Source organism: Amycolatopsis sp. (assembly GCF_035276945.1).
Lineage (GTDB): Bacteria > Actinomycetota > Actinomycetes > Mycobacteriales > Pseudonocardiaceae > Amycolatopsis_E.
Genome location: NZ_DATELF010000173.1, coordinates 1 through 11,588, shown reverse-complemented (window position 1 = coordinate 11,588; position 11,588 = coordinate 1). Strand labels below are relative to the sequence as shown.

The window sequence follows — 11,588 nt, the reverse complement described above, 5'->3', positions numbered from 1 at the left end:
CGTCGAGCAGCTCGGACAGCGGCAGGTCGAGGGCCTCGCAGACGGCCGCGAGCAGCTCGCTCGACGGCTCCTTGCGTCCCCGCTCGATCTCCGAGAGGTAGCCGAGGCTGACCCGCGCCTCCCGCGAGACGTCCCGCAGCGTGCGGCGTCGCCCGGTCCGGGCCCGCCGGATGCTCCCGCCGATGGCCTCGCGCAACAGCAGCGCCATGCCGCACCTCCCAGCACCGGTCGTGGGTGTCCCCGTGGCGACCCCCCGAGCGGGGGCCGACGACCGTGTCCGTCCACCGTACCGAGATCGACGGACCGGCGACGCCGACGCGGACGCCGGCCTGTTCGTCGAGAGCGAACGCGGGGGCGGGGGACTCAGCCGGGGGACCTCAGCCGGCGCGGGCCCGGGACCGGAGGCGCAGCGCGCGCACCAGGTAGTCGATCCCCGTGAGGACGGTGACCACCACGGCGGCGAGCATGAGCACCGCGACGCCAGGGTCGAGCACCGCGGGCAGCGGCATGATCGCAAGGCCGAGCGCCACCGTCTGGAGCACCGTCTTGATCTTCCCGCCGCGGCTGGCCGGGATGACGCCGTGGCGCAGCACCCAGAACCGCAGCAGGGTCACGGCGATCTCGCGCGCGGCTATCGTGATGGTCACCCACCACGCCAGCTCGTCGAGCAGTGAGAGCCCGACCAGCGCGGCGCCGGTGAGGGCCTTGTCGGCGATCGGGTCGGCGATCTTGCCGAAGTCGGTGATCAGGCCATAGCGGCGGGCGACCCAGCCGTCGACCTGGTCGGTCAGCGACGCGATCGCGAACAGCGCGGTCGCCACCGCGCGCCACCACAGGTCGTGGCCGTCCGCGGCGAACAGCGCCAGCACGAACACCGGCACCAGCACCAGCCGCGACAGGGTGAGCAGGTTGGCCACGTTGAGCGTTGGGACCACCTTCGCCACCTGCCGGGCCTCGGTACCGGACAGGTCGTGGTTTCCGGCCGGGCGCTCGCTCATCTGTCGGCGTCCGGCCGCACGATGAGGTCGACGCCCTCGCTGTCCACCACGCGGCAGCGGACGATCCGGCCGACCTCCACGTCATCGACGTCGATCAGCACGCACGCGCCGTCGACCTCGGGGGCCTGGTGGGCCGCCCGCCCCGAAACCTCGTCCTCCGTGTCTTCGACGAGCACGTCGACCAGGTCGCCGATCCGCTCCTCGGCGCGCTGCGCGGTGAGCTCCTCGACGAGCGCGGAGACGCGGGCGACGCGTTTCGCGATCACCTCTTCGTCCAGCTTGCCGTCGAACCCTTCGGCCTCCGTGCCGTCCTCGTCGGAATAGCCGAACACGCCGACCGCGTCGAGCCTCGCGCCGGTCAGGAAGCGTTCGAGCTCGTCCACGTCGGCCTCGGTCTCCCCGGGGAAGCCGACGATCACGTTGGTGCGGATGCCCGCCGCCGGCGCGAACCCGCGGATCTGCTCGATCAGCGCGAGGAACGAGTCCGTGGAACCGAACCGCCGCATCCGGCGCAGCACGGTCTCGCTCGAATGCTGGAACGACAGGTCGAAGTAGTCGGCCACGCCCGGCGTCGTCGCGATGACCCGGACCAGATCCGGGCGCGTCTCGGCGGGCTGGAGGTAGGACACGCGGACCCGCGCGATGCCCTCCACCTCGGCCAGCCGCGGAAGCAGCCGCTCCAGCGCCCGGGTGCCACTGATGTCACCGTGCTCACGACGGAGATCCTTGCCGTAGGACGTGGAATTCTCGCTGACCAGGAACAGCTCCTTGACGCCGTGGCCGGCCAGCCAGGCCGCCTCGGCGAGGATCTCGTCGGGGTGGCGCGAGACGAACGAGCCACGGAACGACGGGATCGCGCAGAAGGAGCAGCGGCGGTCGCAACCGGAGGCGATCTTCAGCGCGGCCACCGGGGACGAGTCCAGCCGGGTGCGGAGCACGCGCGGCCCCCAGCCCCCGTGCCCGGGCACCGTGACGTCCGCCACCGCGGCCGGGCGCTCGACCGGGGTGATCGGCAGCAGGGTGCGCCGGTCGGCGGGCGTGTGCGAGGCCACCTTGTGCCCGGCGACGATCTCGCCGAGCCGTTCGGCCAGATCCGGGTAGTGGTCGAAGCCCAGCACCGCGTCGGCCTCGGGCAGGCTCTCCGCCAGCTCCGCGCCGTACCGTTCGGCCATGCACCCGACGGCGACCACCTTCGCGCCGGTGTCGGCTGCGGCCAGCAGGGTGTCCACCGAATCCTTCTTCGCCGACTCGACGAAGCCGCAGGTGTTCACCACGACGACGTCGGAGGATTCCGGATCGCCGGACAGCTCCCAGCCACCGGCGGCCAGCCGACCGGCCAGTTCCTCGGAGTCGACCTCGTTGCGGGCACAGCCCAGGGTCAGCAGGGACACGCGGCGGGGGGAAGACACAATACTCAGGGTAGCTGGCCGGGGATGCCGGCGAGCGTCAGCAGGGTCGGCTCGTCGTGCCCGGTCCGCCTCCGGGTCGGCTCCGGGTCGGCTCCGGGCCCCGGCGGAACCCGCGGCGACAGCCCGGGTACGGCACGGATACGGTCGTGCGGTGCAGCACGATCCCCCGGGCCAGGTCGAAATCCGCCGCGCCCGCATCGCCGATGTGCGCAAGATCAAGGCGCTGGTCGACGCGGACGCCGGGCGGGTGCTGCTGGAGAAGGAACTCGTAACCCTGTACGAAGACGTGCAGGAGTTCTGGGTCGCCGACTCCGGCGGCGACGTTGTCGGCTGTGGTGCGCTGCACGTCCTCTGGGAGGACCTGGCCGAGATCCGCACGGTCGCGGTCGACAAGGCGGCACGCGGCCAGGGCATCGGGCACACGCTTGTCGGGACGCTCGTCGAGTTGGCGAGGGAGCTGGGCCTCCGGCGCGTCTTCGTACTCACCTTCGAGACGCACTTCTTCGGCGCGCACGGCTTCCGCGAGATCCAGGGCACGCCCGTGCCCCAGGGGGTCTACGAGGAGATGCGGCGGTCCGTCGATCCCGGTGTCGCCGAGTTCCTCGAACTCCCCTACGCGAAGCCGAACACCCTCGGCAACACCCGCATGCTGCTCGAACTCTAAGGGTCCCCCGCCCTCTCGCCCGCCCACCCGCGATTCCGCGAGTCCCCCATTTCGCGCGCCCGAGTTCCACATTCGCGTCGCCGGAGTTCCGCATTCACGCGATCCTCACATGCCCCGCTCGACTGGTCACGCAGCTCAGCCGCATATCGGGCGACGTCCTCGGGAGGCCAAGGACTTCGCCGGACTCACCCGACACCAAAGCCCGACTCACCCCACGCGAAACCCCGACTCACCCCACGCGAAAGCCCGACTCGCGCGACGCGAAACCCCGACTCGCGCGACACCAAAGCCCGACTCGCGCGACACCAAAGCCCGACTCGCGCGACGCGAAAGCCCGGCTCGCGCAGGGGCGGGTCAGGCGTCGTCGGGGTCGTCGGTGGGGGGTGGGGTGCCGCCGCGGATCAAATACAGGATGGAGTCCAGTTCTTCGGGCTTGACGAGGACGTCGCGGGCCTTCGAGCCCTCGGACGGGCCGACCACTCCCCTGCTTTCCAGCAGGTCCATGAGCCGGCCGGCCTTGGCGAAGCCGACCCGGAGCTTGCGCTGGAGCATCGAGGTGGAGCCGAACTGCGAGGTGACCACCAGTTCGGCCGCCTGGAGCAGGACGTCGAGGTCGTCGCCGATGTCCGGGTCGATCTCCTTGGCCTCGCCGGGCTTGGCCGCGGTGACGCCGTCGGTGTAGTCCGGCTGCGCCTGTTCCTTGGCGAAGTTGACGATCGCGGCGATCTCCTCGTCGCCGACGTAGGCACCCTGGATACGGACCGGCTTGCCGGCTCCCATCGGCAGGTACAGGCCGTCGCCCATGCCGATCAGCTTTTCGGCGCCGGGCTGGTCGAGGATGACCCGTGAGTCGGTCAGCGACGAGGTCGCGAAGGCCAGCCGAGACGGCACGTTCGTCTTGATCAGGCCGGTCACCACGTCCACCGAGGGCCGCTGGGTGGCCAGGACCAGGTGGATGCCCGCGGCGCGGGCCTTCTGGGTGATGCGGACGATGGCGTCCTCGACGTCGCGGGGCGCGGTCATCATCAGGTCGGCGAGTTCGTCGACGATCGCCATGATGTAGGGGTACGGCCGGTACTCGCGTTCACTGCCCGGCGGGGCGGTGATCTCGCCGGAGCGCACCTTCTTGTTGAAGTCGTCGATGTGCCGGACCCGGTTGGCCTGCATGTCCTGGTAGCGCTGCTCCATCTCCTCGACCAGCCAGGCCAGCGCGGCGGCGGCCTTCTTCGGCTGGGTGATGATGGGCGTGATCAGGTGCGGGATGCCCTCGTACGGGGTCAGCTCGACCATCTTGGGGTCGATCAGGATCATCCGGCACTCGTCCGGGGTCGCCCGCGCCAGCAGCGAGACCAGCATCGAGTTGACGAAACTCGACTTACCGGAGCCGGTGGACCCGGCGACCAGCAGGTGCGGCATCTTCGTCAGGTTCGCGGTGACGAAATGGCCTTCGATGTCCTTGCCCAGCCCGATGACCATCGGGTGGTTGTCCTTGGCGGCCTTCGGCGAACGCAGCACGTCGCCGAGCCGGACCATCTCGCGGTCGGAGTTGGGCACCTCGATGCCCACCGCGGACTTGCCGGGGATGGGTGCGAGCAGCCGCACGTTGTCGGTGGCCACGGCATAGGCGATGTTCTTGGTCAGCGCGGTGATCTTCTCGACCTTCACGCCAGGGCCGAGCTCGACCTCGTACCGGGTCACCGTGGGGCCGCGGGTGAACCCGGTGACCTGAGCGTCCACATTGAACTGTTCGAGCACGCCGGTGATCGCCTCGATCATGGCGTCGTTGGCCCTGCTGCGGGTCTTCGGCGCGTCCCCGAGCTGGAGCAGTTCCGGCGACGGGAGCTGGTAGTCGCCCTCGACGGTCCGGGTGACCGCGAGTGGAGGATCGGCCTGCTCTGTCTTTCTTGGCTTCTTCTCCGGCACCTCTTCCGGCTTGGGCTTCGGTTTCGGCGGCCGGACGGGGGTGGGTGGTTCGGCCAGCGCCGACTCGATGTCCAGTTGCTCCCCCGCGCCGCTGGCCTGCCGGCGCCGGGACGGCTTGCGCAGCCGCGCGGACTTGGGATCGGCTTCGGTGACCGCGTCGGGCCCGGGATCGGCGGGGCGCTCGGCGGCCTCCTCCCGCATGGCCTCGATCTCTTCGGGGTCGAGCCCCCATTCCCGCAGCCGCCGCGGGATGTCCCGGACCCGGGTGCCGGTGAACACCAGCACCCCGTAAAGGAGGGCGAGGATCAGCAACGGCGCGGCGACCCACGAGGTCACGCCCATGGCCAGCAACCGGCCGGACAGCATGCCGAGCACGCCGCCCGCGTACATCCGGTCGTCGTTGGCCACCGGCGTCCGGTTGATCAGGTCCAGCAGGCCGACCAGGGCGAAGGTGACCAGCAGGGTGCCGATGACCATCCTCGGCCGGATCTCCGGCCGGGGTTCGGTCCGCATCAGCGCGATGGCCGTGACCAGCAGCGCGAGTGGCAGAACCACCGAGGCGGCACCGAAAACGGTGCGCGCGGCCAGCTCGACGTAGTGTCCGACCGGACCCGCCCCGCGCCACCAGACGCCGGCCGCGATCACCACGGCCAGCGCGATCAGGGTCAGCGCCAGCCCGTCGCGGCGGTGCTCGGGCTCGAGCTCACGGCCGCGGCCCACCGTGCGGACCAGACCACCGAGCGCTTTGGCGAGCAGGTTCCAGCCGCCCCGCACGGCCTTGCCGAAAGTGCCCGGCGAACGGCGGGCGGGTGCGCGCGTCGAGCCCGAACGTGGCTTGGCCGCCCCGCGCGACCTGCGCGCCGGGCTCTTGCCGCCGCTCCGTTTCGTCGCGTTTCTCCTCGTGGTCGCCGAACCGCTCGCCATGCCTCTACGGTAACCGCTAACGCCACATCAGCCCCAGATGCCACACGGGGTCACCCTGTGCAGGTTTTCCAACGGTCTCTGCCATGCTCTGCCCATGTTCGCGCCGCACCACGACGAAAACGGGCGGGCCCCTCACCCACCGCCACCCTCAACGGAGGCGTCGCGTGCCGCTGATGCCGACCCGCGCCGCAGGCCGCCCGCGGTCTGGCGGGCGATCTCGTGGATGGACAGCGGTCTCGTCAACGTGGCCGGGCGGCTGAAGGTGACCGGGGGGATCCCCGCCGCGCTGCGGGGGCGGCCACTGCTGCTGACGGCCAACCACATCGGCGTGTTCGACCCGTTCGTGCTGATCGCGGCCTGCCGGAAGATCGGCTTCATGCCCCGGTTCATGCTCGCCGGCGGCATCCTGGACGCCCCGGTGATCGGGCCGGCACTGCGGGCGAGCGGGCACCTGCGGATCGACCGCGGCAAGGCCACCGCGGTCGAGCAGTTCGCGCAGGCGGTCGAAGCGATGCGTACCACGACGAGCCCGATCCTCGTCTACCCCGAGGGCAGGATCAGCCACGATCCCGGGCTGTGGCCGGAACGCGGCAAGACGGGCGCGGCGCGGCTGGCGCTGGCGGCGGACGTGCCGGTGGTCCCGATCAGCCAGTGGGGTGCGCACGAGGCGGTCTACTGGGGCACCGAGCGGGTCGAGGGACCGGCGGATCTGGTGCCGCTGGCGCGCTCCGGTCTGACCGCGCCGCTGCGCCGCCCGACCTTCCGCGTGCATTTCGGGAATCCGGTGGATCTGTCCGGGATCGACGCGCGGCGGCCGGGCGCGGCGTTCCGGGCGCACGCCGAGATCATGCGCGCGATCACCGACGGACTGGTGCCGTTGCGCACCGCCGAACCCGGTGCGCCCCGGTTCCACGACCCGACGCGGCCCACCGACACGGTCAGTCCGTGGCGCCCTTGAAGCTCCCAGAATGCGGAACGGCACGGTGACGCCACCTATTGTGGCGCCGTGAACACCCGCATTCTCGTCGTCTACTACAGCTCCACGGGCAACACAAGGAAGCTCGCGGCGTCACTGGCCGAGGGCGCACGCGAGGCCGGCGCCGAGGTCAGGCTGCGCACGGTCGCCGAAACCGCGCCGCCCGAGGCGATCGCGACCAATCCGCGCTGGCAGGCCTACGTCGATTCCGGTCCGCACGCCGAACTGGCCGGTCTGGACGACCTGGACTGGGCCGATGGGGTCGCGGTCGGCAGCCCGACCCGCTTCGGTGGCCCCGCCGCCCAGCTCAAGTCCTATTTGGACACCACGGGTGGCTTGTGGGCCAAGGGGAAGCTGGCCGACAAGGTGGCCACCTCGTTCACCACGGCGTCCACCGCGCACGGCGGGCTGGAGTCGACCGTGCTGGCGATCAACAACGTCTTCTACCACTGGGGCGCGATCGTCCTCCCACTCGGCTACGCCGACCCGCACCTGAGGGAGACGGGCAACCCCTACGGCGGCTCGTTCGTGTCGCGCAAGTCCGCGGAACCGGACAAGGAAGCGCTGGGGGCGCTGCGCCTGCAAGGCACGCGGCTCGCGCGAGTCGCCGGCTATGTCGCCGACGGCCTGCGTGCGAGGTAAACCGGTTGGGAGGTTCCCCGGTGCCCACCTAAGCTGAGTCGGTGGTTACCGAGGTCTCGTCGCGCGCACCGGTCTTCGTCCCGCAGCGGGGCCGCGGGGTGACGCTGATCCTGGTCGCGTCGGTGTTCTTCGGAAGCTCTGGCACCATCGCCAAACCGGCCATGCTGGCGGGGCTTTCGCCACAACAGGTCGCCTCGGCGAGGATCGGCCTGGCCGCGCTGGCGCTGGCGGCCGGTGCCGGGCTGTTCCGGCCGGGCCTGCTGCGGGTGCGCCGGGACGAATGGCCGCTCCTGGTGGGATACGGGCTGTGCGGCGTGGCCGGGGTGCAGCTGTGTTACTTCGTCGCGGCGGGCCGGCTGCCGGTGGGGATCGCGATCCTGATCGAGTTCACCTCGCCCGTGCTGATCGCGCTGTGGACGCGGTTCGTCCGCAAGACGCGCCTGCCCCGGGTGTTGTGGCTGGGCATCGCGCTGGCCATGCTCGGCCTGGGCATGGTCGCCCAGGTATGGACCGGGTTGAGGCTCGACGCGGTGGGGCTGCTGGCCGCCGCCGGCTCGGCGGTGTGCTCGGCGGGGTACTTCTTGCTCGGCGAGCACGGGGTGAGCACGCGCCAACCGCTCGGCATGGTGACCTGGGGCATGATCATCGGGGCGGTCGCGGTCTGCGCCCTCGCCCCACCGTGGACCTGGCCCGGTGCGCTGCTGTCCGCGCCGGCCCGGTTCGGTCCCTGGCACCCGCCGGTCTGGCTGCTGATGGTCGCGGTGGCGCTGCTGTCCACTGCACTGGCCTACATCGTCGGTCTCGCCGCGCTGCGCCACCTCCCCGCGTCGGTGGCCTCGGTGCTCGGGTTGCTCGAACCGCTGATCGCCACCGTGACCGCCTGGGCGCTGCTCGGCGAAACACTCGCGTGGATCCAGGCGCTCGGCGCCGCCATCCTCCTCGCCGGCGCACTGCTCGTGCAGCTCAACTCCCCCCGGCGTTACTGAGGGCCGCGAGCGCACCGTAGAAGACGTCGGTGATCTTCGTCGGATCCGGTGCCACGAAGGTCCGGCCCCCGGTCGGGTCGGTGATCGCGGTCAGCTCGGCCTGGTTGATGTCCGGGCCGATCCCGATGCCGATGATCGGCACCGGCCGCCCGGGGTCGGTCAGCTTGGCCAGTTCGGCGCGCAACTGGTCGAGGGAGATGCCCTGGGGATCCTGGTTCTGCCCGTCGGTCATCACGATCACCAGGTTGAGCCTGCCCGCCTCCCACTCCTCCCGCGCCTGCCGGTAGGCCGCCAGCACGGTGTCGTAGAGGCCGGTCTGCCCGTTGGTCGTCGCCCGGATCGCCCTGATCTTGTCCGTCGCGCCACGGGTCACCAGGTCGCCGACAAGCGCCATGGGAAGGACCTCGCGATAGTCCCGGTCGCCGTCGAGCATGGTGGAGAACGTCCAGACGGACAGTTCCGAGGCCGGCTTGAACAGGGTGAGCCCCTTCGTGGCCGCCTCCAGGGTGACGGCCATCCGTGACTTGCCCCCGGAGTTGGGCACGATCTCGTTCATCGAGCCGGACACGTCGATCAGCACCCGCGCCCGCGAGGTCTGGTTCACCCTGGCCCACTGGTTGAGCAGGTTGTCCAGGCCACTGGCCGAAGGCAGTTGCGCAAGCGTCTGCGTCACCACCGACACGTGCTCGTCCTGCGAGCGGTTCCGCAGCGAACGCCCGTCGGGGGTGCGGAATCCCGCGTCCGCGAGCGCGGCCTGGCCACCCGGGTCGAGCAGTGCGCGCAACAGCTTGTCGGCGGCGTCCTGCTGGGGTTTCCCGGCACCCGCCAGCACCGCGAACGGGTAGTCCAGCGACGGGATCGGCTTGGGCGGGTACACCGCGACCAGACTGCCCTGCCCGCCCGCGACGCTGTCGCGCACGTTGTGCCGCAACAAGGAGTTCTCCGAGGCCGGGAACCCGCTGATCGGCTGTTTCGAGCCGCCCGCGCCCGGCAGCCGCGAATAAAGGTCGTCGACCGCGGGCAGGGTGTTCTGCGACAGGCGGCGCAGCGCGGCGGTGTAGACGGCGCCCCCGTTCCCGCCGACGGCGTCCTGCACGCCGATCAGCGCGGCCACGCCCACCGGATCCCGGCCGGGATCGGGGACGCCGAGAGTGATCCCGGGGCCACGGAGGACGTCGGACCAGTCCGGCCTTCTGGCGGGCCAGCCGAGGCCGGTGGCCGCCTGCTCGGTCACCGCGAGCACCACGGGCGAATTGGCGACGGAAGAGCCGGATGCCGGCACATCGGTGGCGCCGGCCGCGTTGGCCCGCCGCAGCCGCAGCGTGGATTCCGGGATCCAGACGTCCGGGCGCGGGCTGCCGTCGGAGATGCCCAGTGACTCCTCGATCGCCCCGGGGTCGCGGTCGTCCACGTCGAACCGGTAGCACCCGTCGGGCCCCGCGACCTTTCGCCCGACCTGGTTGACCACGGACGCGATCCCCGGGGCCGCCGCCACCCGGACGACGGTGGGCTGGTCGCAGCCCGGGGAACCGGCCGTCAGCCTGACCGCGACCAGCGTGGCCGCGCCGAGCACGACCACCATTCCGGCGACGATGAACGGGATACGCGGTCGTCCGCATGCGGGCGGCTCGTGTCGCCCCACCGGGATCGCCTCCTGCTGGTCGGTACGTGCGCCCTGGTGTGGGCGGTGTTGACGTCATCACGTACGTCGCCATGACGGAGTTCAGGTTAGAGGCAAAGCCGACTCGTCGTTTCCCCCGGAAGGCGGGGTGGCTACTGGTCCGGACGGCGCTAAACGGGTATCACCGTCGGGACGATCATCGGCCGCCGGCGGTAGGTTTCCGCGACCCACCGGCCCACCACACGCCGTACGAACTGGGCGATCCGGTGGTTGTCGGTGATGCCCTCGATCTCGGTGCGCGACAGCTCCATCTCGACCAGCGGAACCACGGCGTCGAGCGCCTTGGGGTCGTCGGAGAACCCACGGCCGGACACCGTCGGCGTGCTCACCGCCCGGCCGGTGGTCGAGTCGACCACGACGGTGATCGCGATGAACCCGCCTTCGCCGAGGATCAGCCGGTCGGACAGCGTCGACTCGCCGACATCGCCCACGGAGAGCCCGTCCACGTACACGTGCCCGACCTCGACCCGCCCGGTGGCGCGGGCGCGCCCGTCCACCAGATCGACCACGACGCCGTCCTCGGCCAGCACCACGTTCTCCGGGGCGACCCCGGTCCGCACGGCCAGGGCGCCGTTGGCCCGCAGATGCCGCCACTCGCCGTGCACCGGCATGACGTTGCTCGGCCGGATCGCGTTGTACAGGAACAGCAGTTCGCCCGCCGAGGCGTGCCCGGACACGTGCACCTTCGCGTTGCCCTGGTGCACCACGTTGGCGCCCAGCCGGACGAGGCCGTTGACCACGCCGAACACCGCGGTCTCGTTGCCCGGGATGAGCGAGCTGGCGAGCACCACGGTGTCGCCGGCGCGGATGGAGATCTGCCGGTGCTCGCCGCGGGCCATCCTGGACAGCGCCGAAAGCGGCTCGCCCTGGGAGCCGGTGGAGACGAACAGCACCTTGGTCTCCGGCAGGTTGACCGCCTCGTCGAGGTCGATCAGCAGGCCGCCCGGGATGTTGAGCAGGCCCAGCTCGGCCGCGATGCCCATGTTGCGCACCATCGACCGCCCCACGAACGCGACCCGCCGCCCGTGCTTCTGCGCCGCGTCGAGCACCTGCTGCACGCGGTGCACGTGGCTCGAGAAGCTCGCGACGATGACGCGGCGCGGCGCCTTGCCGATCACCTGGTCGAGGACCGGGCCGATCGAGCGCTCGAGCGGCGTGAAGCCCGGGACATCCGCGTTGGTGGAATCGACCATGAAGAGGTCGACGCCCTCCTCGCCGAGGCGGGCGAACTCGCGCAGGTCGGTGAGCCGTCCGTCGAGCGGCAACTGGTCCATCTTGAAGTCGCCGGTGTGCAGGACCAGGCCGGCCCTGGTCCGGATCCCGACCGCGAGCGCATCCGGGATCGAGTGGTTCACCGCCAGGAATTCACAGTTGAACGGGCCGAA

At 71.1% G+C, this 11,588-nt stretch carries 10 protein-coding genes; 4 read left to right on the top strand and 6 right to left on the bottom strand.

What is annotated here, in order from left to right; translation table 11 throughout:
* From VJT49_RS31540 to rimO, 3 genes are all read right to left on the bottom strand, one after another.
* Nucleotides 1-208 (bottom strand): helix-turn-helix transcriptional regulator (locus VJT49_RS31540; RefSeq protein ID WP_324168623.1); only part of this gene is annotated, 208 nt, incomplete at its 3' end.
* A gap of 169 nt (nucleotides 209-377) precedes the next feature.
* Nucleotides 378-998, bottom strand: a complete 621-nt coding sequence (gene pgsA, locus VJT49_RS31535; RefSeq protein WP_324168622.1) for a CDP-diacylglycerol--glycerol-3-phosphate 3-phosphatidyltransferase — start codon at nucleotides 996-998, stop codon at nucleotides 378-380.
* Nucleotides 995-2,407, bottom strand: a complete 1,413-nt coding sequence (gene rimO / locus VJT49_RS31530) for a 30S ribosomal protein S12 methylthiotransferase RimO (RefSeq protein WP_324168621.1) — start codon at nucleotides 2,405-2,407, stop codon at nucleotides 995-997. Before rimO ends, pgsA begins: the two co-directional genes overlap by 4 nt.
* A gap of 151 nt (nucleotides 2,408-2,558) precedes the next feature.
* On the opposite strand from rimO, the gene VJT49_RS31525 reads away from it, so the two are divergent.
* Nucleotides 2,559-3,071: an amino-acid N-acetyltransferase gene (locus VJT49_RS31525; RefSeq protein ID WP_324168620.1), complete on the top strand. Its 513-nt coding sequence runs from the start codon at nucleotides 2,559-2,561 to the stop codon at nucleotides 3,069-3,071.
* 354 nt (nucleotides 3,072-3,425) lie between these two features.
* Here VJT49_RS31525 and VJT49_RS31520 read toward each other — a convergent pair whose 3' ends face one another.
* On the bottom strand, nucleotides 3,426-5,918 hold the full coding sequence (locus tag VJT49_RS31520) for a DNA translocase FtsK (RefSeq protein ID WP_324168619.1): 2,493 nt from the start codon (nucleotides 5,916-5,918) through the stop codon (nucleotides 3,426-3,428).
* Between the two features lie 94 nt (nucleotides 5,919-6,012).
* Here VJT49_RS31520 and VJT49_RS31515 point away from each other — a divergent pair, with 94 nt between their 5' ends.
* The 3 genes from VJT49_RS31515 to VJT49_RS31505 are packed head-to-tail and all read left to right on the top strand — an operon-like array spanning nucleotide 6,013 to nucleotide 8,522.
* Entirely contained in the window at nucleotides 6,013-6,876 is an 864-nt protein-coding gene (locus tag VJT49_RS31515; protein WP_414636126.1) for a lysophospholipid acyltransferase family protein, read from the top strand.
* A 48-nt stretch (nucleotides 6,877-6,924) separates the two neighbouring features.
* Nucleotides 6,925-7,536: an NAD(P)H:quinone oxidoreductase gene (gene wrbA, locus VJT49_RS31510; protein WP_324168618.1), complete on the top strand. Its 612-nt coding sequence runs from the start codon at nucleotides 6,925-6,927 to the stop codon at nucleotides 7,534-7,536.
* 41 nt (nucleotides 7,537-7,577) lie between these two features.
* Nucleotides 7,578-8,522, top strand: coding sequence for an EamA family transporter (locus VJT49_RS31505; protein ID WP_324168617.1), 945 nt, complete (start codon nucleotides 7,578-7,580; stop codon nucleotides 8,520-8,522).
* Here the strand turns inward: VJT49_RS31505 and VJT49_RS31500 are convergent.
* Both VJT49_RS31500 and VJT49_RS31495 read right to left on the bottom strand, forming a co-directional pair.
* Nucleotides 8,500-10,164, bottom strand: a complete 1,665-nt coding sequence (locus VJT49_RS31500; RefSeq protein ID WP_324168616.1) for a substrate-binding and VWA domain-containing protein — start codon at nucleotides 10,162-10,164, stop codon at nucleotides 8,500-8,502. The two genes, VJT49_RS31505 and VJT49_RS31500, sit on opposite strands and share 23 nt — an antisense overlap.
* Before the next feature lie 149 nt (nucleotides 10,165-10,313).
* A partial coding sequence (locus tag VJT49_RS31495) for a ribonuclease J (protein WP_324168615.1) occupies nucleotides 10,314-11,588 on the bottom strand: 1,275 nt, incomplete at its 5' end.